This is a genomic window from Enterococcus sp. AZ011 (assembly GCF_050548355.1).
Lineage (GTDB): Bacteria > Bacillota > Bacilli > Lactobacillales > Enterococcaceae > Enterococcus > Enterococcus faecalis.
In genome coordinates, this window is sequence record NZ_CP172959.1 from 1,885,036 (window position 1) to 1,907,355 (window position 22,320).

A 22,320-nucleotide genomic window follows, 5' to 3' on the forward strand; every position below is an offset into this window, starting at 1 on the left:
CTAAAAAAAGAAAAAAACCCGATATTTCAACAAAAAATCGTGAATTAAATAACACGTTTTATATGAAGCAAATATATTGACTTTCCCTAAAAAAATACAAACATAGGTAAGTTCTAGCTTTAAGAGTAATTTTTTTATTGTTTTCCCTTTAATAACATTCGTTCTAAATTGTTTTAAAAACTAAAACTTTTTTCATGTAATTTTCATTACATTTACCAAAAAAAGAAACTAGCTTAGCTACATTTGCTATTGCTAGTTCCTTTTTTTAATTGTTTTACTTTTCCCCTAAAATTTCAATCCAACCATAATAATATTCAATATATTGATTTTCCTCTTCTAGTTGTGTCAAGATATGTTCCCCGACAACGATGCCTGTTTCAAATCCTTGTTTTGCTAAACGCTTTTTTACTTCTTCGATATTATTCAAACGGGTATCTTGTGTATTGACTTTTAAAATAAAGCCTTTGTATTGGCTACTTGATTCTTTGAGCCAAATCACTTTATCTAAACTTTTTTTATTCACATGATTTGCCAAACAAATCCCATACGTCAGTTCATTGGATTCACTTAAATCCCCGTAAATACCTAAAGTTGAAATGTGTTCCATGTAAACTTTCATCTCTTCTGGATCCTCAATATCAACAACAACAATTTTATCAAAAGGAATTGGTTCATCTGAAAAAACCAATGTTTCTAAATCAATTAACGCATGTAAATGTAATTTTCTTTTCTTGATTTCTTTGTATTTATGTTGAAGCCTTTTTATTTCTTGCCCCAGTTGTTCTTCTGTTGCTTCCATGGTGGCATAGAGATCGGTAGGTGTCTTTTTATATAAATTCAACATATCTTTGATAGGAATCCCCATTTTTCGATAAAAATCAATATCATATATTTTGAACAAATCTTCTAAATCAAAGGTTCGGTATCCGTTTTCTTCATTGCGTGTTGTACTAATCAACCCTTGCTCGTCCCAATAACGAATCGTGGACTTAGGGATATTTAACAACTCAGAAACATCTTTTATTGTGTAATTTTTTTCCATCCTGTTACCTCCATCAAAAAGTTTAGCATTTCTACCGTTGACATTCAAGTTACTTGAACGTGTACAATGACTCTTTGTAACAGCTAAAACGGTATTGTTTAAGGAGGAAATTTCATGAAATTAATGAAAGAGTTTATTAAAGAAAGTAAATGGATTGTTCTTGCGACAACTTTAACCATCTGTTTGCAAATCGCAGGAACCCTTGGCGTCCCTAAATTAGTTGGCAAGTTGATTGATGTGGGCATCGTTAGCGGTGACCAACAAGTAATTAAAACGATTGGCATACAAATGTTTCTTGTGGCATTCATTGGAACAATTGCCGCAATTATTTCTAGCTATTTGTCTGCTTTAGTAGCTGCTAAATTTGGTTTTCAAGTTAGAGGATTGTTCTTTAAAAAATTTCAACAATTCTCGATGAAAAATGTTGATAAATTTGGTTCAAATTCTTTGCTAACTAGAATGACCAACGATGTAGATAATGTTCAAACAATGATTGTGCTGTTTTGCCAATTAATCTTTCCAGCGCCTATTATTAGTTTATTTGCCTTAGTGATGACATTTTCTTATTCAGTTTCACTCGCTTGGGTAACATTGGCTTCCATCGTATTTTACTTAGTCGTTGTTTATTTTTTAATGAAAAAAGGTACCCCTTTATCTTTAAAAATTCAACCAAAAATGGATCGAATTACTACGACTTTACGAGAGTTCTTTACTGGAATTAATATGATTCGTGCGTTCAATAATCAAGACTTTGAAGAGCAGCGAACCAATCAAACATTTAAAAATTATGCTGAACGCATGAGTAAAGTGAATCAAATCTTTGCTTGGATTACTCCCGTTGCCTTTTTATTAATGGGCGTTGTGTACGCCTCTATTTTGTGGTTTGGCGGTAATTTAGTTGCAGTAGGCACCCTACAAATTGGCACCGTTACAGCTGTGATTGAATATACGCTTCTAACTTTGGCCTACTTAATGATCGCGGCTATGGTATTAGTTGTCATTCCACGGTCCGTTGCTTCCTTGAATCGCTTGCAAGAAGTTTTGTCAGAAGAAATTGAAATTAGCGATCCTCACACTGAAGCAACCATTGCTTATCATCCTGAGAAAGCCTTGATTTGCTTCGATCACGTCACGTTTCAATACACAGAAACAGCTGATCCTGTTTTAGAAAATGTTAGTTTTGTTATTCCTAAAGGAAAAACAACGGCGATTGTTGGTGCAACTGGCGCTGGTAAAAGTACTTTAGTTAAGTTACTTTTACGAATAAATGAGGTCACAGCCGGCACGATTAGCTATTCTGGCACAGATATCCGCTCATTATCTCAGCAAACGATTCGCCAAGTCATCAGTTATGTGCCACAAAAAGCCTTTCTTTTCAGTGGGACAATCTTATCAAACTTATTAATGGGAAATGCCAAAGCAACTACAGAAGAAATAAGAACGGCACTAGAAATTTCACAATCTTCTGAATTTATCGATTCCTTACCACAAGGGATTGAAAGTTTCGTAGCACAAGGCGGGTCCAACTATTCTGGTGGTCAAAAACAAAGAATGTGTATTGCACGAGCCTTAATCAAACCGGCAGACGTTTATATTTTCGATGACAGCTTTTCCGCATTAGATTACAAAACTGACGCCGCTCTACGTGCCGCTTTACATGCACAAATGTCGGACAAAACTTTGCTCATTGTTGCTCAACGGTTAAGTACAATCATGAACGCTGACAATATTATCGTCCTAGATGAAGGAAGGATTGTTGGTCAAGGCACCCACGCTGATTTACTTACCACTAATAGCTATTACCAAGACTTTGCTAAATCGCAAGGTATCTTACCCAAATAATTAAAGAAAGGATGTGACTGCTTGAAAGAAAGTTTTCTTTTCAAGCCATACAATGAAAAAAACAATGAATATTCAAAGCTTTAAACGTTTCTGGAAAATGATTAAACCTGAGCATCCAATCTTTTATGGTCTAATGATCTGCAGTTTAATTGGAAACTTATTAATTGTTGCCATGACCTATATTATGGCAATCGGGATTGATAACCTCTTAGAAGCTATCAAGCATGTCGGGCTCAAAGGCATGACACTTTCTTTAGTTGAAGAAGCGCTCTTAGGTCCCGTCTTACTTTTAATTCTCTTTTCAATCATTAGTAGTATCACTTCTTTTATTCAGGAACGAGCAATGGCTTCTTTAAGCGAACGGGTTACTTTAAGAATTAGAAAAGAAGTGACAAAAAAGTTTAAAACTTTACCAATGGCCTTCTTTGACAATCACCAAGTGGGCGATATCATTAGTCGTTCAACAACTGGCTTAAACCAATTGTCACAAGTTCTTTTAACAGGCATCAACCAATTTTTCACTTCCGTCGTGACTATCCTTTTTGCAGGAATCATGTTGTTCTATATTGATGCAAAATTAACCATTTTAGTGTTGCTCCTAATTGGCGGCAGTACTTTCATGACGACAAAAATCGCGAATAAAAACAAGGTGTTTGCTGATCAAAGTCAAGCTGAATTAGGTCAATTAAATAATAAGATGGAAGAATATTTAGCAGGAAATTTGGTCACAAAAACCTTTAATCAACAGCAAAATGCTGAAAAAACAATTGCTGCTGTTAATCAACAACATTATCGTGCCTTTAAAAAAGCACAGTTTCTAAATTTTGCGATTTATCCAGCTATTCGTTTTATTAATCAGTTGGCTTTTATTATTAGTGCTATCTTAGGCGCAATGCTCGTTTTATCTGGTGGTATTACGATTGGTTTCTTGCAAGCGTATTTGCAATATATCAACCAAATTTCTGAGCCGATTTCTACCGCTTCTTATGTCATTAACTCAATTCAAGCAGCGATGGCTTCCATTGATCGGATTTTTGTTATCTTAGATGAAGCTGATGAACAGCCAGAAGCAACTCATTTAGAAACTATTTCTTCTCCTAAAGGAGCCATTGAATTTAAAAATGTTCAATTTGGCTACACACCAGAAAAAATTTTAATGAAGAATGTTGATTTTTCTGTTCAACCGAAAAAAACAGTGGCCATTGTGGGACCCACCGGCGCTGGTAAAACAACATTAGTCAACTTATTGATGCGTTTCTATGAAATAAATCAAGGCGCCATTACTTTTGATGGGATTGATATTACGAAACTTTCTCGACAAAATCTAAGAAATTTATTTGGCATGGTATTACAAAACACTTGGCTATTTGAAGGAACCGTAGCAGATAATATTGCCTATGGAAAAAAAGACGCTTCTCGTGAAGAAATAATTGAAGCGGCTAAAATTGCTCAATGTGATCATTTTATTCGGACCCTTCCTCAAGGATATGACACAATTATTTCTAGCGAAAATGGTGCATTATCACAAGGGCAACAACAGTTATTAACCATCGCCCGAATCATTTTAGCAAATCCGCCCGTTGTTATTCTCGATGAAGCAACTTCGAGTGTGGACACACGAACAGAAGCCCATATTCAAAAAGCGATGGAAACTGTCACAGAAAATCGAACAAGCTTCGTTATCGCTCATCGATTATCCACGATTGAAAATGCTGATTTAATTTTAGTGATGAAAAATGGCGATATTATTGAAAAAGGAACGCATCAGGAACTATTACAAGCTCCGACTCTTTACGCCAGCTTATATAATAGTCAATTTCAAACCACTTAAAAAGAACTGGAACAAGTCATTCTTCTTTTGACTCGTTCCAGTTCTTTTATTGCTTAGAAATATTGAATTCCCATTGCTTTTTTGACTTCTGTTAAGGTTTGTGCTGCCACTTTTTCAGCAGCAAGACTTCCTTTATGCAACATTTCCATAATCGCTTCTGGATTTTTAGCCAGCTCTTCACGACGTCGACGAATCGGTGCGAGTTCTTCTTCTAGGACTTCAATTAAGTAACGTTTAATTTTCACATCTCCTAAACCGCCATGACGATAGTGCTCTTTTAATTCTTCAATATATTCTTTCTCTTTCCCAAAGACATCCAAGTAAGTAAAGACCATATTTCCTTCAACTTGTCCTGGGTCCTCTATACGAATATGATTTGGATCGGTATACATACTCATTACTTTTTTCTGTACCACTTCAGCTGGATCTGAAAGATAAATACCATTGCCTAAAGACTTACTCATTTTTCCGTTGCCATCAATTCCTGGCAAGCGTCCCATGCCTTTTGGTGGTAACACAGCTTCCGGTCTAACTAAAACTTCACCGTACGTCTGATTAAAACTATGCACAATTTCTTGCGCTTGTTCCAACATTGGTTTTTGATCTTCCCCAACCGGGACTAAATTCGCTTGAAAGGCAGTAATATCAGCTGCTTGTGAAACGGGATATATAAAGAATCCTGTCGGAACACCTTCCCCAAATTTTTTTTGCTCAATTTCTGCTTTGACCGTTGGATTCCGACGAACACGTGACGTGGTCACTAAATTTAGATAGTACATTGTTAATTCAGCTAACTGTGGAATTTGCGATTGGATAAAAATTGTTGTTTTCGTAGGGTCTAAACCAACTGCTAAATAGTCCAAAGCAACTTCTAAAACATTGGCTGAAACTTTTTCGGGATTTTTTGCATTATCTGTCAATGCCTGTAAATCTGCAATCATGACAAATAATTGATTTGTAGGGTCTGCTTGCATTTCTACTCGTTTTTTTAAGGAACCTACGTAATGTCCTAGGTGCAATTTACCAGTTGGACGATCACCTGTTAAGATAGTATTCATTGTCTACACACCTTTATCGTTTACTTTCATTTATTATTTTACCTTGTTTTAAAAAGAATGAATAGTAGGCAATAGAATATTTATTGATTCTAGATAATCGAAGAGACTAGAAAGATTGCAAGCTACAGCAATTCTTGTTCCAGTCTCTTCAAACAGTTTATTTATTTTGTGACTTTAATTGAAAATTGTGCAGTTACTACCGGTAAAACTTTGCTTGTTACTTTGATTTGATAATTTCCTGCAGCAGTCGTTGCTTCTGTCCTAATCAGACCGTTTTCATCTACACTTACTGTATTGCCAGCATCTGGTGTAACCAACTCATACGTTACTTGCGAGCTCCAAGCATCCGTTTCTGTGTGCGGCGCTTGACCAATCACTTTAGATTGAATTTGATAATTTTCGCCTGATTTTATAGTGGCTGTTTCTGTAGCAAATTGAATTCTTTCAGGAATCGCATGAGTTTGCACGACTTGGAAGATTTTTCGTTCATCAGGATTCGCAATTCCTATTTTTTCTTCTACTGCAGCAGGGAACTGGTAAGTACCTGGCGGGCTACTTGGCGAATAATTACTAACATCGTCATCCCAAGAAATAACCTTCAATTTCGTTTCGCTACCATCATCTAATTTTGCAATTACTTCAGTTGGCAAATTCAGTTCGCCTCGCGAGGTGCCTGTTAGTCGATCCAGCGTAGGCAATTCCTTGAATCCAACAATATGTTTAGCGGTGACTTTTACATTGGCAATAATTGGCATTGAGACACCTGCTGCTCGTCCTACAACAGTGAATGTTCCTTCTTTTTGATAAGAAGATGCTGGAACTTCTGACCAATTGACAGTCACTTCTCGTTGTGAACCATCCGAATAAAAAATAGTTGTTTTTTCTGGTAGATTAGGGGCTTGACCCGCTTCTGTCGCAACCTCAATCGACTCATGTTTGACTTCGAAAACATTCGATAAAACAATTTTAGGAGCTAAACTATCCTCTGTTAGCTGTTGACCAGTTGGCAAGGTCAATTTGCCTGCTAAAAAGTCTTGATAGGCCTTTTGTGCGCCTTCTTTTGAAAAAGCATCAAACCCAGCATTATCAGAATCATAACCAGGCAAACGACTGTCTGTAATCGCTAATAAGAAACTTAACTTGGCTGGAATTTTCTCACCACTTTGAATTAGCTTTCGTAGATAGTTACTAATATCAATAGAGATTGTATTTTGATTATTCATAATTGAACTATTTGTAAAAGATTGTCGAGCAATAAATTCTTCATTTGGTACATTTAAATTATTTGGACCATTGTTCCAAGTAATGGTGTTACTCATCCAATTAGTATCTGTTCCATAAACATCTACTTGGAACTGCGTATTTTTCAAACGTTCATCAGTTGTATTGCCAGCACCATTCCACGCATCATAACGCATCACATTTAATTCTAAATTGGCACTTTTTAGTGATTGATAGTTCTTCAATTCTTGTGTATCAATTTCAACGTAAATCCGGCGATTATACCCCGCAGAACTAGCATTTTTTAATTTTAATGCGTAATTGCCCGTATAGTTTACTCCATAAGGATATTTGTAGGCGTCTCCTGAACTAATGGTAGCGGTACCGCCTGCTATAGCAGAGTATGCTCGGTTACCATCACTCTTTTGAACATAGGCAGTTTGGGCTGTTTTTAGTTTAACGGTGTCTTTTCCTTCACCAAGTTCACCCTCAAAAGAGACCTTGGCTGTTACTTTGACAGCATCTATCGGTAAGCCGATAACTGTTGCTGCAACTTCAACTGTGCCTGCTGTATTAATTTTTTCTTGAGGGATTGCTTCCCATTGTAACTTAAATTCTTTTTTGCCTGTCGCAACCACTTCTTCATTCACGACTTCTTCGTACGTTAATTCAACTTGCTCTGGCAAATTAGGATACACACCTGTTGCCGAACTAATTTCTAACACTTGATTTTGATAACGAATACTTTTTTCAATTGTGGACGCTTGTTGCGCGCCAATATCTAAAACTTTATTTTTCAAGCTATTTCCAAAGAAGTCTTCTGCCGCACTGTTCACTTCCGACAAACCTTTACCAATCGCTGGAGAGGTTTCTTTTAATTGGAACATTTGTGCTCGCTGACGTAATCGTTCTTTGGAAGTAAATTCAACCACATTATCTTTTGTTGGTTTCAATGTCGTAAATTCTTGCTCTGCCAACTCTTTCACTTTTTCAGGGTTATCTGTGATTTCTAATTGTGGTTTTTCAAAAATGTTTCCACTTGATACTAATTTTTCAACAGTTGCACCACTTTTTTCTGTAGCAATTTCTTTTGGCCAAATAACATTATTTTTGAAATATTTTTCTGGATTATCGACCATTTTACGTTCAATTGGTTGTGTCCCATTTGTTGGATAATTAGATAAGAATTTTAATTGTCCGGTACCTTCTTTGTATAAAATATTATTGTAAAAATTGGCTACTGTACCACTGTTGTCAGAACTATTTCCTTCACCAAATAATGACGTTGAAATACCGTCGCCAACATAAATCGTATTATTGTGGATAGTTGGCATTGCCGCTCCATCATTTTTCACCCAATAATGGAAAATGCTTTGTTCTTTATAATTGTAGCCACCAGCTCCGCCTGGATTGTCTTTACCTGTTCCTCGGTTACCACCGCCGTCATTAGCTGAGATATTGTACCGAATAACCGAATTTTTTTGATCAGACATAAGCAATAAAAAGCCGCCAGTATTATGATGTGAATAGTTATATTGATAAATAACATTGTTTGACTGCATGTCCACATCATAAGCTTCAGCATCGTTAAATCCATATTTGATTCCGTATACTTCGTTATATTGGAACAGTCCGTCATCTACAGACATTGCCCAAACGCCCGCGTAATTTTGTGTACCATAATCAGCATTGCACATTCGGACAGCAACATTTCCTTCGACGACACCGCCACTTTTGGCTTCTGACAAGACAATCCCGTCGCCAGCAATATCTTCTAAATAGTTATTACGAATCGTAATATTAGAAAACGTTTTGTAGAAAGTGTTGCCTCTTGAGGTATCTGAATCAGCTTTTGTTCGAATTCCTTCAAGTCCCACTCGTTGAATCACATTATTTTCAATCAAAATATCATTAAATCCAGTCGTTGTTCGATGATCATTGGCTGCCGTTACTACATTGCCATTCTCATCAAACCAACTTCCTAAAACAATAATTCCACCTACCGCTTTTAATCGTTTGGTTGCAGTATTCCCACTTAGATTCAAATAATATTCTGTTTGAACATCATGAACATAGTTATTCCTTATCGTGACACTATTGAACGTTCGATTTTGTTCATATCCTAGTACTAATATCCCCGCTCTTTGAGCATCTCCTGGTTTCTTATAGCCTTCGAGATTATCTAGCTCTGGTGTATTTGTCACTTCTAAATTTGAAATATCCCAATATTCTTGGTTCACTAACTGCACGGCCCCTGAGATTGCACGTTTGAAAGTCCCTGTGCTGTAGGTGCCACCACCGTTAATAATCGGACGCCGTGTTGTTTCAAAAATGGTTTCTCCTTTGTCATTCGTATCATAAAAATCAATGACAATCTTTTGTGCCGCTGTCCCATTCCCTTTTGGATGCAACAATTGGTTATTCCAGGTACTTTGCGCATTCAGCAAAAGATGGTCGCCTGGCTGAAACTCCGTCTGATTCACTTTTTCAAAATCACGCCAAGCACTGGCTGGAGACTGCCCATCATTGGCATTATTTCCTCCTTCCCCATCCACATAGTAGGTCGTCCCACTTTGAGCGACACCTACTGAACGAAAAAGTAACGGTTGATCACTCACTGTTTCCCCATAAGCAGGAAGACTAAATAATTGAAGCTGGGAAAAAACAAGCAAAATAGAAAGGAAAATGGTTACACTTTTAAAATACGCTTTTTTTTTCATTTTCTGCTCCTTAACTGTTTTTATTTTGATAATTTTGGAAAAACTTTTCTCTGTCTTTCTCCAACAAGTCTACTTTGGTTGCTTGTTGATACGTAGCTAATTTCTCTTTGTAGCATGTGTTGATATAGGCATTTTTGCCAAATTGTGGTGCTTCTTCAAACTGTAAAAGTTGCCCTCCTTCCTTATTAAAAATATAAAAGTATTGGTTTTCGTGGTATCCTTTCACCACGGTACCAACAGCTTTTTCACTAAGAATCTCCCCAACAGACAACGAATAAATATCCTCTTTTTGGATTTCTGCACTCTTCAATTGATACGATTCAATAACAAGATTAGGTAATTTATTTTGCCACTCCAATAACGTCTCCTCATAAGATAGATTCGGAGAGATTGCTTCGGCTATTTTTTCTAATTCTGCTTGCTTACCTGAAAAAGTTGGAATTTCAATTGCTTCAACAAAGTAATCGGTCTTTTTATATTTATCATCCAATTGCTCAAAGGCCTGCCGCAATTCTTTTTGCGTTGGCTTTTCTTTCTCCATTAATTTCTCTTTTATTTGGTCCTGTAATTGTTGATCTTTTGCATCTAAAAATTGCCAGAGCGTTAAACTGCTCTTTTGGTCTTGCCATTCTTTTTTTTCTTGCCCAAATGTTTGTGAGTGGACTATTTCTAACTCCGTCGCCAGCTGTTTAATCATTTTATGTTGTACTAAATCCTCCGTTGCAACCTTCAGTAGTTCCTGAGTGGGTGATTTTCCGTGATACGTTTTGCGCCAGAAATTTTTCCCAAACGAAGTTAAATTATTCTGATCAGAGAATTGCTTCGCTACACGATTCATATTTTTATCGCCATAAACAATTAATTCTTCGACTTGGATTGCTTCGTTATTAATCATACTTTGCTGGCTGGTAGTAAAAATAACGAGCACAAAAATAGCACCTATCAAAAAGCTACTTAAAATAATTATTTTTTTCTTCATTCGTTCGCTCCCTCCACTTTAATACACAAGGCAAGAACAAAATAAGCAACCCCACCTTCATTCATTTTCCTGAAAATCGAGATTACTTATTATGTAAAAATTATTTATTCTTTTTTTGCTTTTCATGCAATTTCCCAGTATTTAAATAAATAATCCCTAGGAACAGGACAGGGGTTACAACAAACCCAAACTGTGGCTTCAAAAACATCATTGCAAACATTGAGAATAGTAAAAAAACATTTAGACAGCTGACATACCATTTCCGCAGTCCATAGTAAATTGAAATCCGAAACACATCTTTAAAAGAAGCTTGCGGGTTTCGTACTTGAAAATACCAAGCATTCAGCATAATAGCTAACCCAAAAATTAGCAGAAGGACCATCAATGGAATAAACCATTTACCAATCGTTGTTTTGGCAAAAAAGAATATATCTGTCACACTGATGATGCTACTTCCTAAGCCAAGCAAGCTGATAAGAAAGCCTCTTAACCCAAACTGACGAAACTTTTGGAAAAAAGTTTTAAACGGATCCAGCTCCTTTTCTTCTTTAAAAGTATCGATTAAGCCTAAAAGTGCAATCATCCCTGCCCCCATCGGCAGCAACGTTACTACAAAAAGCGGGAGGTTTCGTGGATCAATGTCTAAGCTAATCACCGCTATGAAAAAAGGAATGTTCACTAAGAGAAGCCCTAGATTACCGATAAATAAAATGTAAAGCCAGCGAAAAATTTTCATATAGATATTATTATCAAAGGTTTGCTTAGTAAACATTCAAACTTCCTCCTAATTCTTCATTCCAGATGTAGCAATACCTTCAACAAAGTATTTTTGCATTGCTAAAAAGACAATCCCTACTGGTAAAATAGAAACCACTGATGCGGCCATGATTAAGGCATATTCAGCATCAAATAAACCGACGAACATTTTCAAACCTAACTGAATTGTTTTATTCTCAGTAGAAGATAAATAAATGAAAGGTCCCATATAGTCATTCCATGTATTCACAAAAGTAATAATCGTGAGACTGGCTAAAGCTGGTTTGGTTAATGGTAAAATAATTTTCCAATAAATTCCCCACTCACTTAACCCATCAATCCGCGCACTTTCACATAGTGAATCTGGAATACTACTGTAATATTGTTTCAGTAAAAAGACTCCAAATGCATTAAATGCTTGTAATAAAACAAGTGACCATAACGTGTCAGTCAAACCTAATTGACGCATCATAATAAATTGTGGAATCATATACGATTGCCAAGGAATAGCAATTGTTGCGATGTACGTAATAAAAAGTGTATCTCTTCCTCTAAAATTCATTTTTGAAAAGCCATATGCTGCAAAACTTGAAGTAAATAGTTGAATAATCGTAATCACAATACTTAAAAATAACGTATTTTTAAAGAAAGTTAACAATGGAATGCGTTCCCAAATAACGGAATAGTTTTCTGGATGCCAACTTTTAGGAATCCATTGAATTGGAATGGTGAAAACTTCATTGTTTGTTTTAAATGATGCTGAAACCATCCAAATGAAAGGCACCAAAGTAATTAACGCAAGTAAAGTTAAGAGAATGATTACAAGGATCCCACCAGGTGTGACTTTTTCTGCTTTTTTCGTTTTTGCTTTTCGAGTATTTTCTTTTTTTGAAAAAGTTGCTTCCATCTTTTCTCCTCCTAAACTTTCTCTTGATGTTGATTCCATTTAAATTGAGCCACAGTAATCGCTAGAACGATGATGAATAAGACCATCGCAATGGCTGATGCATAACCAAAATTAAATTTGACAAAGGCTTCATTGTAAATTTCGTAAACTAACACATTCGTTGCACGTCCTGGTCCACCACCAGTCATAACTTGAACTAAGTCAAACACTTTGAAACAGTTAATTACAAGCATGATAGTCACGAAAAAGGTCGTTGGTCGTAATGAAGGTAAGGTAACATTTAAAAATTGATTCCATTTACCCGCCCCATCCATTGACGCTGCTTCATATAATTCTCTTGGCACACTTTGTAAACCAGCTAAATACAAAATCATATAATACCCCATAAAGCGCCACACACTAACGATGATAATTGCTGGTAAAGCCCAAGTAGAACTAGATGTCCAGCCAGGAGGATTTTCAATAAATAATTTCAAAAATTGATTAATTGGTCCCATTGTTGGATGAAATAGCATATTCCAAACGACCGCAATCGCAACTAATGACGTTACATAAGGAAAGAAAAAAGCCGTTCTAAAAAATTTCATCCCTCTAATTTTACGATTCAACAAAATCGCTAGTCCTAATGAGCAAATCAATGTTAACGGAACAACACCAATCGTATAGATAAATGTTTGTTTTAACGAAATCCAAAACGTATCATCATGAATCATTTTGGTGAAATTTTTCATTCCGACAAATTCAGGAGTTGAAAAAGAATCCCAACTCATAAAAGCTAAAATCAGTGAACAGATAACCGGGATTAAAGTGAAGAGGAAAAAGCCAATAAAGTTTGGTGCGATAAAAGATAACGCAGTCCACGTATTTTTTCGTCTCAATTTATTTGCTGTTTTTGTTTTTGAAGTAATTTCCATAATTGTATTCTGTTAAGTGAACTTAACAGGCCCTCCTTCCAAACTCAAGCTACATTCTTTATTTAAAAAAATAAGCTGAAATTCATTGTAGGTTACTCATTTCAGCTTATTTTTTTCATCAATCTTTTGTGTTTTTGCTGGAAATAATAGTTAGTCTATCTCTGCTTTGACACGTTTTTCCATGTTAGCAATACCATCTTTTGGTTTTTCGTCGCCGACCATAATTAAATCATGTTCTTCTTGTAATACTTTATCAATTGCGGCACCGTTTTTATCAGATGGGAATTCTAAATTAATTGTATCTGGGTTAAAGGCTTTTTGTGAGACTTCATCTGAAGGCATTCCTTTTCTTGCAAAGTAGATTTTATCAATTTCATCTGTTTTATAAGAAGGAACCACCCCTACTTCTGCTAAAAGTTTTGCACCTTCTTTACCTGAAGCAAAGTCTAAGAATTTTTGAGCAGCTTTTTGTTTTTTACTGTTTTTATTAATTGCAAAACTTGTCGGTGAGCCAAAAGTAGTTGCTTTACCTTTTTCTTGTTGTGGTATTTCGGCAATCCCCCATTCAACATTTGTTTTGCCATCATCAATGTTGGTTAATAAAGTCCCCATGTACCAGCTACCCATGTACATCATCGCCGCTTTTGAATTTTCAAATTGTGATTGATACGTTACTTTTGTTGATTTTGCTGTTCCAAAATCCATTTGTGATTGATCTTTTTGCATTCTCAATGCGCGATCATAATAAGTTTCCATATAATTGTATTTCGGTTCAATCAAATTGGCATTATTTTGAGCAGCAGCAATCGCTTGAACGGTTGAGCGCCAAGTATGTTGATAGGCACCATATACTTGTTCTTCTGGTTTAGATAATTTTTTCGCTAATGCTTCATATTCGTCCCAAGTTAAGTTATCGGGATAGGCAATTCCGGCTTCATCAAACATTTTTTTATTGTAATACAATACCCAGAAATCTGTACGGTAAGGCTGAGCATAGGTTTTACCATCGATTTCATACATCTCGTAACTTGCTTTGGCAGGTGCGATATCTAAATCTTTAACGTGATCGGTTAAATCCACCAATTGATTGCGTAGCGCGTAATTAGAATATGAAAGTAAGTTTTTCATGGTTAAAATATCCGTCGTATCTCCTGATGAAAGCATCGTTGTTACTTTTGTGTCATAATCATCTGAAGCAATGTCCACCGGTTCAATAGTGATATCAGGATTTTCCGCTTCAAAAGCTCTGAATAATTTCTCAAATTCTGGGGTCGTGTCATAATTCCAAGTAGTTACTGTTAATTTTGTTTTGCCATCTTCACTCTTTTCAGTTGCTTTCTTTTCACTTGAACCACCACATGCTGTTAAAGTTACTGCCGCCACCGCTAACAACGCTGCCGCTGTTAAGCCTTTTTTCCAAAATTTCATTTGTACTACCTCCGCTATTTATTATTTTTTAGGAGTTTTCCTCCATGAATTACCAAAAAGAATACCAGCTTTTCGCTAAACGAGTTAACGCTTCCAAATAAAAGTAGTCGCCCCAAATCATGCATTCATCGACTCCTGTATTTGTTTTTTTATCATAGACACCATGAAGCAATAGGCCGTTCGACTCTGGTCGTAAAACCGTTGTATACTTTTCCGCTAATGCTTGTAATAGTTCTAGCGCAACCTTTTCATAATAGCCATGTTTTTCATCATTTAATGGAAGCTGACGAGATAATTCTAGTAAGCCACATGCAGCAATTGCAGCAGATGAGCTATCACGTTCTTCTTCACTCCCTTCATTGAAAATTAAATCCCAGTAACAGATTTTGTCTTCTGGTAATTCTTGAATAAAGTAATCAGCAACATTTTTTGCTGTTTCCAGAAAACTACTATCTCCTGTATATAAATAACTTAACGTAAAGCCGTAAATTCCCCAGGCTTGGCCGCGAGCCCAACAAGAATCGTCTGAATATCCTTGTTGCGTCTTACCGTATAAAGCTTCGCCTGTTTCCGTATCAAAATAATACGTATGGAACGTAGTGTGATTTTCTCGCACAATATATTTTTGTGTTTGTTTCGCATGATTGTAGGCAGCTTCATAATACTCTTGCTTGCCAGTCATTTTTGCTGCAAAGTATAATAATGGTAAGTTCATTAAACAATCAATAATCATTCTACCTCGTTGCTCTGGATCGTCTAAATTCCCCCAAGCTTGAATAATCTTGGCTTTTGGTGAATAACGTTTCATTAATAAGTCCGCAGCTTGCAAGGCCATTTCTTTTGAGGCCTCATGACCATTGACTTGATAATCAGCAATGGCTGTTAAAATATACAAAAAGCCTATATCATGTGTTTCCAGCTCAATTTGTTCATCCAAGCGATGTTGAAAAGAAGCCATCTGTGTGGTAATCACTTCATCGAACTCTGTTGAATTTGTTAATTCCTTTGCTAAAAATAACATTCCTGGCCAAAAGCTGGCCGTCCAGTCAATATTTTCTTCAGGATAATAAATTTGATTTAAACTTGCCGCGGGTGGAACTAATTCTTTAAATGTCTCTAAATTTCCTCGAACTTTGTTTAAAGCAAAACTGATTTGCTTCGGCAACCACTCAATCTGTCCATTTTCTGTCATTGTGTATTTCTCCCCCTAATTCCCCAAAATTACAACTTTTTCTTCAACTAAAAGCTGATTTTCTTTTAACCTAACTTTAACTGGCTCAATTTGTTCATTCGGTAGTACGCCTGTCACCAATGAAATTAAAAGATGTTTCCCTTTCGACAAGTTTGCTTTCAAATATGGCAACTCCGTTAACGGATAAAGTAAATTTGTATTCGGTTCTGTTCGAATAATCGCAGCTTCAGAAAAGCCGTTGATATTTTCTACTTTTGACACACCTTTTGCATTTTTTACCTCAGCCATTTGATCAGAAACACAAGTGACCTTTTCATCGAAGAGCGGGATTGAGAAGCCACCTTCATAAGCCACTAATGCACGTTGTGTCTCAATTTCGTGGATCCGTAAATGCTGGCCTTCTAATGGTACAATTGTCGTTTTGATTGCTACATCGGACCAAGGATGCCATTGATGAATGATACGATCATCAAGAATTTCGCACTGATCATCTAATCCTTTCGTGCGGAAATAATGGTCGTCTTCAGCTAAAGCCAAGCAATTATCATAAGCACCTTCGTAATACCAATAATCACTCTTTATAGTACTGAAACCAAAATGGGAAGAATAAACAAATTTACTATATTTATCATGCGCATGAGCTTGATAATTAATAAATTGTCCCGCTGGAAACATTAAACCATGTGTCCCTGCATCATTTACTTGATAGTAGTTCCGACTTTCTGGTGAAGGTAAGTGTTTTTCTGGAAAGCTAATAGGCTGTGTTTCTGCTTGCCAATAAGGATGATCTTTTGGAACCGCTAACAAAATGAATGTTTTAAAGGCCCAATAAGGTGAACCAGGACCATTATAGCCTTCGGCAAAGACCATATTTTGATAATCATAACCTACCGACAATAATCCATCTGTTGTAAAAATATCTTTGTTCATCCATTGATGAAGATGTCGGCTGATTAGACCTTTGATCTCACCCCACGGCAATGCTTCAACATCTGCAAAAACTAAAGCACTAAAAAATGACACTTGAGCAAAACGATACGTTAAGCTACGTCCAAAGGGAATCGCTTCTCCTGGCTGAGTAAACCAATATTTAAACTCTTGCGCGAACAAAGTTGCTCGTTCCTTCATAATAGCCACTCTTGCGGTATCTTCCGGGGCAAAACGACAATACAATAAACTATAATAATGAATAGCGAAAGAAACATAATAATCAACTTGTGTCTCGACTCCGTCATAATACCAACCATTACCGACATAAAAACGATCAATTACAGCCAAATCAACAGCAATCTGTTCTTTTGAATACGGCATTTCACAATGTTTCATCGCTAAATTCAGCAACACTCTAAAGAAATGCCAATTATTTGGCGGAATAATGTTTTCATTGGCTTGTATCAGCCAACTGTGTAAATTGTTTTGCTGTTCTTTTGTTAATTGGTCCCACGTTTTTTCTTTGTTTAACAAAAGAAACGTACTTAATGCTGCCATCTCAACAATCAATTGATCATAATCTTTTGTTTTTCCCCAATAAGATGAACTCTCAGGATCGGTTCCTTCGATAATTCCAGTTAGAAAGTCATTCAAATACTCACTTTCATTTTGCGTTACATAAGGACCTAGTCCCCATAACGGTCGTAAAAATGCCTCCGCATCACGTGTCCCTTTAGAATAAACTGTCCCGTGTGTCCCTAAATCCAGATGACCTTGATACTCTCGATCAAAAAACAATTCCAGTGGCGCTAATAAATCTTCAAATCCTTCTGCAACCTCTTCGTATGTTTCAAAAGGATTCTGTCTAATTCGTGGCTGAATCATGATTCTCCTCACTTTCAATTAATGTCCCTTTCAAAAAGCCGTAATATTCTCCGTAAACTGTCACTTCGTCACCAATTTTCAATTTTTTCTTTTGCTCATTAAAAACTTGATATTTACTAGAACCACTTTTCAAAATAAAACGATCACCTTTTTTTATTAAACTGGAACGACTGTCGCTCTCAACAATCTCCCCTTTCAAAGAAATATATTCATTTAAACGAACGTCACCATTTTGTAATTCTGTTTCTGAATAAGACTGTGCCGTTTCCTTTAGATTTTGAAGAGATTCTTCATCAAATTCTTTTTCACCAGATTTACAACCTGTTAAAGCAAGTAAAATTAGTAAAAAAAGTGAAAATCTTTTCACTAAACCACCTTCTCCATCGAATTAAAGCGCTTTCTTTGACTTTATAGTATATTTTTTTAGTCAAAAAATCAATAGTTTTTGCTAAAAAAAAGTAAAAAAAGCTTTTTCTTGCTTTTTTTTACTAAAAAGAAATATACTATATGCTATAATAGTACTTGAGAAGGAGGCATTTAGAATGGCAACTATCACAGATATCGCAAAAGTCGCGAATGTTTCAATTTCAACTGTATCGCGAGTTCTGAACTATGATCCAAACTTATCCGTTACAGAGGAAACCAAGCGAAAAATTTTTGAAGCAGCAGAAACCCTGAATTATACGAAATATAAAACTAAAAATAAAAACAAACAGCAGGAGCAACTGACACCTAACCTTTCCGTACAAACAGCTCCGCAAGAGCCTTCGATTGCCGTCGTTCAGTGGCGTTCAGATGACGAAGAACTAACGGATATTTACTATATGTCGATTCGTTTAGGAGCTGAAAAACGGGCCGAAGAGTTAGGTTACAATATTCTAAAAGTTTCTCAATTGGAACAACATAACCTTCAAGGGATTGATGGCATTTTGGCAATTGGTAAATTCACTCAAAAGACGTTACAAGAGTTGCAGCAACTGCATCCCAATCTTTGTGTAATTGGCAGTAATTTCCCATTGGAAGAATTTGATTCTGTAAATACTGATTTTTATCAAGCAACCGAGATTGCCTTAACCCATCTTTTGGAATTGGGCCACGAAAAAATTGCCTTTATTGGTGCCGAAGAAAGCGAAAATATGTATGGTTTCCGTCGCTATAAAACACCGACAACCAACGCTTATCTTGACATTATGCAGCATTATCACTTGTTTAACGAAGATTATTTTATCTTAAAAGAAAATGGCATGTTGGATGTCAAAACAGGGGAACAATTGACAGAAGAAGCGTTAGAGAAATGGGGAAATGATTTACCTACTGCGATTCTTGCTTATAATGACGCCTTTGCAATCGGTGTGATACATACGTTAGCCGCACACGGTATAAAGGTTCCTGAAGAAATTAGTGTCATGGGGATCAATGATATCTCTATTTCTCAATATGTCTCACCGCCGCTATCCTCTGTCCATGCCTTTACTGAAGAAATGGGCGAGACAGGCATTAATTTATTGCACAAACGAATTCAAATGCCTAGCATTCCTCGTAGAGTCCTGTTAAACACAGAATTGGTTGTCCGCCAATCGACAACTAGCCCACGCCAGAAATAAAAAATAAGGACCGCTCCTATAAAGGAACCGTCCTTATTTTTTATTTGTTTTGACCAAATAATTCAATTTGTGTTAATGCTGGAAATGGTGATGGTTCATCTGCTTGAATTAACTCTGTTAGTATCACCCACTCCGCTGCCCGTTTCGCAAAGGTAAAGCTCTGGCGTTGCTCAGTCTTAACAGTTTTAAAAACTTCATGTGTACCGTCGGAAAATTTTAAAGTCACTTGTTGCCAATAATTATCATGAGGAAAGTCCGCTCGTAATGTTAAGATCACTTTATCCAACAAGACTTCACGCCCAAATTCAATTTTTAATGCGGCATCTAATTGCTGATTAATCCCCCATGATTGATAAGGATACGGCCCATGATAAAGATTAGCGAAGGTACCGTCAATCGCATTACAAGCAAAAAAAGTAGCATCATTTCGCGTTTCCACGTTGGCAGATGCATGAGGATACGCACCAGTAAAATGTTGTAAATCATGCGGATTTAACGCCCAATTACGATAACTCTTAATTTCTTCTTTAGTGGCAATACGCACACTTATATAAGGTTTCTTGGTTTCAAAACGATACGCTGCTCGCGCTTCGATAGCGTTTTCATTTTTTTTGATTGGAAACGTCCATTTTTGTTCTGGAACATAAATTAAACTGCTATCAAGCGTAGCATCTAACTTCACCATTAAATAAGTATTGGGCGTATCTAAACAAACTTGAATCACATCGCCGTCTTGTAATTGACAATCCCGAGCAGCTAAACAAACAAAATCTTTTCCTGTAATAGTTAACTCTTTCAAAGAATCTGAATCATCTATCTTAGCTTTTCTAACTTCTTGTTCTTGATTTAAAATCGATAATGAAATACACGTCATATGCTTCCCTCCTAATTTTACCTTTATTATATATTATTTTAGTAAATTAATCTATTTTTTACTAAAATAATAACTTTAGCTTTATTTCTATAAAAGAAAAGCATTTGATATTCACTATGAAACGTAAGATTTTGACTCTGCTCTTTTGAACACAATAAAAAAGCAGGACATCAACCAAAATTGACTGATGTCCCACTCTCTAAATCTTACTTTTCGATACTTGCGAGTATCTTCTCTGTGTTCATATAACGAAAATCTTCTTGATCGATAAAAACAACCTGCCCCTGACAGCCTTCTAAATATTTTTCCACTTTTTCTTTGACACGAGCGACTTGTGGGGTCAACATTAACACATCATACTCTTTATAACCAAGTTTTTCCTCAATCCGACAAACAGGCGCATAATCTAAATCATAAGATAACTCTTTTTCCCTAATTGCTTCAAGTAATTTTGAAACTAACAGCGATGCACTAATTCCTGTCTCACAAATAATCAATATGTTTTTGCTCATAAACTTCTCCTCATTCATGAAATATTTTTATCTAGCAAATCCGATTGGTGAAAATGCTGCATAGGTTAGGATAACCACGACAACTAATATACTTGCGACAAGTTTTGTATGTTTCCAAGGTTCAATATTTACTTTCGTATCAAAAGAATTTAAAACAAATTCGCCATCTGGTTTTATTTTAGAAACTACTATTAAAATAAGAATGTCTAAGAAGAAGAGCAGGCTTAAGACATATAAAAAATGGATATCTTTCAAAAACACTTTTGATAGCGCATACAAAACAATATGGATAGCAATTGTCATTTTTGCTCCAAAAGCAGTTGCTTTTTTGGAATAAAACGCAAAAAGTATAATCACTAACAATGGCATATTGTATAATCCATTAAACTCTTGAACAAATTGGTACAATCCAGCTGGTGCAAAAGAAATAAACGGTGCAACGATAATTGAAATAATCCCTACAATAACTGTAACTGTTTTTCCCGCACGAGCAATTTGTTTGTCATCTGCTTTCTTATTGATAATTGGTTTGTAAAAATCTAACGAAAACAGAGTGGAGGTTGCATTTAAAGCCCCCGCAAAGGAAGATAAAATTGCCCCAAAAATAACTGCAGCAAAAATGCCGAAAAGCATTTTTGGTAAAACTTCAGTTACTAAATATGGATATGCGTTATCAGGATTGGACATCAACGCATCCCCAAAAAGATTTCTTGCAACAATTCCTGGAAATACTAAGAATAATGCACCAAACACTTTGAAAATCCCCACTAAAAAAGCCCCTTTTTGTGCTTCTGCTAAATTTTTTCCTGAAAGTGCTTTTTGAACAATCATCTGATTGGTACACCAGAAATACAAATTATTAAACAACATCCCTGTAAATAATGTTGGCCATGGTACAACAGCAGAATCAATTGCACCTACAGAGTTCAGTAACCATGGTGTGTTTTCAACAACCTGTTCAATCCCACCAATAAAACTGCCATCACCCAGTTTCATTAAACCTAGTATTGGAACCAACAAACCACAAACCAATAAACCAACGCCATAAATCGAATCGCTATTGGCACTTAAAGATAGGCCGCCAATCAGCAGATAAAGAATCCCAACAATACCAATCACCATCGCCACAAGAATGATTGCGACAATAGGTTCGACACCCAGCAGCTCATCAATATGAAAAATCTTATTGAATACTAGTGACCCAGAATAAAGAACTACTGGTAAAAAAGAAATCATATAGGTAACAATAAACAAGATTGAAATAATTCGTTTTGTAACTGTATCATAACGAATTTCAATGAAATCTGAAACCGTATTAATACCGTATTTAAAATATTTTGGTAAAAAAATGACTGCCAATGCGACAATTGCAATTGCAGCAGTTACTTCCCAAGCCATTACTTCCATTCCTGCATGATAGCTTTGACCGTTTTGTCCAACAATTTGCTCTGTGGATAGGTTGGTCATAATAATTGTCCCAGCAATCGGTAAGGCTGTTAAGCTTCGGCCACCCATGAAGAAACCTTCTGATCCAGAAGTATCTACACTTCTGGATCGAGAATAGGCAAAAATCCATACGCAGATGACAATTACTAGGAAACTGATTATTGAAAATAGATTCATTG

At 36.1% G+C, this 22,320-nt stretch carries 17 protein-coding genes; 3 read left to right on the forward strand and 14 right to left on the reverse strand.

All coding sequences use genetic code 11. The annotated features are described in order from the left end of the window. Positions 1-274: 274 nt before the first annotated feature. The gene (locus IGL36_RS09130; protein WP_002398056.1) at positions 275-1,090 is read right to left on the reverse strand and encodes a MerR family transcriptional regulator; all 816 of its coding nucleotides are present in this window, start codon (positions 1,088-1,090) and stop codon (positions 275-277) included. A 66-nt stretch (positions 1,091-1,156) separates the two neighbouring features. Between IGL36_RS09130 and IGL36_RS09135 the strand changes: the two genes are divergently transcribed. Together IGL36_RS09135 and IGL36_RS09140 are read left to right on the forward strand one after the other, a co-directional pair. After that, positions 1,157-2,884, forward strand: a complete 1,728-nt coding sequence (locus IGL36_RS09135) for an ABC transporter ATP-binding protein (protein ID WP_002398055.1) — start codon at positions 1,157-1,159, stop codon at positions 2,882-2,884. Between the two features lie 52 nt (positions 2,885-2,936). Beyond that, positions 2,937-4,715, forward strand: a complete 1,779-nt coding sequence (locus IGL36_RS09140) for an ABC transporter ATP-binding protein (protein WP_002398054.1) — start codon at positions 2,937-2,939, stop codon at positions 4,713-4,715. 53 nt (positions 4,716-4,768) lie between these two features. Here the strand turns inward: IGL36_RS09140 and trpS are convergent, their stop codons facing one another. From trpS to IGL36_RS09190, 10 genes are all read right to left on the reverse strand, one after another. Continuing rightward, the gene (trpS, locus tag IGL36_RS09145; protein ID WP_002398053.1) at positions 4,769-5,773 is read right to left on the reverse strand and encodes a tryptophan--tRNA ligase; all 1,005 of its coding nucleotides are present in this window, start codon (positions 5,771-5,773) and stop codon (positions 4,769-4,771) included. Between the two features lie 161 nt (positions 5,774-5,934). Further along, entirely contained in the window at positions 5,935-9,714 is a 3,780-nt protein-coding gene (locus IGL36_RS09150) for an Ig-like domain-containing protein (RefSeq protein ID WP_002405151.1), read from the reverse strand. A gap of 10 nt (positions 9,715-9,724) precedes the next feature. Beyond that, entirely contained in the window at positions 9,725-10,693 is a 969-nt protein-coding gene (locus tag IGL36_RS09155; RefSeq protein WP_002398051.1) for a hypothetical protein, read from the reverse strand. Between the two features lie 100 nt (positions 10,694-10,793). After that, a complete protein-coding gene (locus tag IGL36_RS09160; protein ID WP_002389950.1) occupies positions 10,794-11,465 on the reverse strand; it encodes a hypothetical protein in 672 nt (223 codons plus the stop codon). 12 nt (positions 11,466-11,477) lie between these two features. Then, positions 11,478-12,395, reverse strand: coding sequence for a carbohydrate ABC transporter permease (locus IGL36_RS09165; protein WP_002383582.1), 918 nt, complete (start codon positions 12,393-12,395; stop codon positions 11,478-11,480). Next, complete coding sequence (locus tag IGL36_RS09170) at positions 12,368-13,270, reverse strand: carbohydrate ABC transporter permease (protein WP_002356840.1); 903 nt, start codon at positions 13,268-13,270, stop codon at positions 12,368-12,370. The genes IGL36_RS09165 and IGL36_RS09170 overlap by 28 nt, the downstream gene beginning before the upstream one ends. 150 nt (positions 13,271-13,420) lie before the next feature. Further along, positions 13,421-14,698 carry an ABC transporter substrate-binding protein gene (locus IGL36_RS09175; protein WP_002356838.1) on the reverse strand — a complete coding sequence of 426 codons (1,278 nt, stop codon included), beginning with the start codon at positions 14,696-14,698 and terminating at the stop codon, positions 13,421-13,423. A 49-nt stretch (positions 14,699-14,747) separates the two neighbouring features. Beyond that, entirely contained in the window at positions 14,748-15,890 is a 1,143-nt protein-coding gene (locus IGL36_RS09180; protein ID WP_002356837.1) for a glycoside hydrolase family 88 protein, read from the reverse strand. 15 nt (positions 15,891-15,905) lie between these two features. After that, positions 15,906-17,705, reverse strand: coding sequence for a DUF2264 domain-containing protein (locus IGL36_RS09185; RefSeq protein WP_002398050.1), 1,800 nt, complete (start codon positions 17,703-17,705; stop codon positions 15,906-15,908). Next, positions 17,686-18,072 carry a hypothetical protein gene (locus IGL36_RS09190; RefSeq protein ID WP_002356835.1) on the reverse strand — a complete coding sequence of 129 codons (387 nt, stop codon included), beginning with the start codon at positions 18,070-18,072 and terminating at the stop codon, positions 17,686-17,688. Before IGL36_RS09190 ends, IGL36_RS09185 begins: the two co-directional genes overlap by 20 nt. A gap of 175 nt (positions 18,073-18,247) precedes the next feature. Here IGL36_RS09190 and IGL36_RS09195 point away from each other — a divergent pair, with 175 nt between their 5' ends. Continuing rightward, entirely contained in the window at positions 18,248-19,309 is a 1,062-nt protein-coding gene (locus tag IGL36_RS09195; protein ID WP_002356832.1) for a LacI family DNA-binding transcriptional regulator, read from the forward strand. Between the two features lie 40 nt (positions 19,310-19,349). Here the strand turns inward: IGL36_RS09195 and IGL36_RS09200 are convergent, their stop codons facing one another. The 3 genes from IGL36_RS09200 to IGL36_RS09210 form a co-directional block, all read right to left on the reverse strand. After that, positions 19,350-20,183 carry a hypothetical protein gene (locus IGL36_RS09200; protein ID WP_002398049.1) on the reverse strand — a complete coding sequence of 278 codons (834 nt, stop codon included), beginning with the start codon at positions 20,181-20,183 and terminating at the stop codon, positions 19,350-19,352. A 206-nt stretch (positions 20,184-20,389) separates the two neighbouring features. Then, positions 20,390-20,713 carry a PTS sugar transporter subunit IIB gene (locus tag IGL36_RS09205; protein WP_002356829.1) on the reverse strand — a complete coding sequence of 108 codons (324 nt, stop codon included), beginning with the start codon at positions 20,711-20,713 and terminating at the stop codon, positions 20,390-20,392. Positions 20,714-20,722: 9 nt separating this feature from the next. Further along, complete coding sequence (locus IGL36_RS09210; RefSeq protein WP_002356828.1) at positions 20,723-22,318, reverse strand: solute:sodium symporter family transporter; 1,596 nt, start codon at positions 22,316-22,318, stop codon at positions 20,723-20,725. Between the last annotated feature and the right edge of the window lie 2 nt (positions 22,319-22,320).

Excerpts from the sequence above, each read along its gene's own strand:
- IGL36_RS09175 (WP_002356838.1), bottom strand. The coding sequence starts at position 14,698 with ATGAAATTTTGGAAAAAAGGCTTAACAGCGGCAGCGTTGTTAGCGGTG.
- IGL36_RS09170 (WP_002356840.1), bottom strand. The coding sequence starts at position 13,270 with ATGGAAATTACTTCAAAAACAAAAACAGCAAATAAATTGAGACGAAAA.
- IGL36_RS09205 (WP_002356829.1), bottom strand. The coding sequence starts at position 20,713 with ATGAATGAGGAGAAGTTTATGAGCAAAAACATATTGATTATTTGTGAG.
- IGL36_RS09180 (WP_002356837.1), bottom strand. The coding sequence starts at position 15,890 with ATGACAGAAAATGGACAGATTGAGTGGTTGCCGAAGCAAATCAGTTTT.
- IGL36_RS09150 (WP_002405151.1), bottom strand. The coding sequence starts at position 9,714 with ATGAAAAAAAAAGCGTATTTTAAAAGTGTAACCATTTTCCTTTCTATT.
- IGL36_RS09165 (WP_002383582.1), bottom strand. The coding sequence starts at position 12,395 with ATGGAATCAACATCAAGAGAAAGTTTAGGAGGAGAAAAGATGGAAGCA.
- IGL36_RS09155 (WP_002398051.1), bottom strand. The coding sequence starts at position 10,693 with ATGAAGAAAAAAATAATTATTTTAAGTAGCTTTTTGATAGGTGCTATT.
- IGL36_RS09185 (WP_002398050.1), bottom strand. The coding sequence starts at position 17,705 with ATGATTCAGCCACGAATTAGACAGAATCCTTTTGAAACATACGAAGAG.
- IGL36_RS09135 (WP_002398055.1), top strand. The coding sequence starts at position 1,157 with ATGAAATTAATGAAAGAGTTTATTAAAGAAAGTAAATGGATTGTTCTT.
- trpS (WP_002398053.1), bottom strand. The coding sequence starts at position 5,773 with ATGAATACTATCTTAACAGGTGATCGTCCAACTGGTAAATTGCACCTA.
- IGL36_RS09200 (WP_002398049.1), bottom strand. The coding sequence starts at position 20,183 with ATGACGTGTATTTCATTATCGATTTTAAATCAAGAACAAGAAGTTAGA.
- IGL36_RS09195 (WP_002356832.1), top strand. The coding sequence starts at position 18,248 with ATGGCAACTATCACAGATATCGCAAAAGTCGCGAATGTTTCAATTTCA.
- IGL36_RS09160 (WP_002389950.1), bottom strand. The coding sequence starts at position 11,465 with ATGTTTACTAAGCAAACCTTTGATAATAATATCTATATGAAAATTTTT.
- IGL36_RS09210 (WP_002356828.1), bottom strand. The coding sequence starts at position 22,318 with ATGAATCTATTTTCAATAATCAGTTTCCTAGTAATTGTCATCTGCGTA.
- IGL36_RS09140 (WP_002398054.1), top strand. The coding sequence starts at position 2,937 with ATGAAAAAAACAATGAATATTCAAAGCTTTAAACGTTTCTGGAAAATG.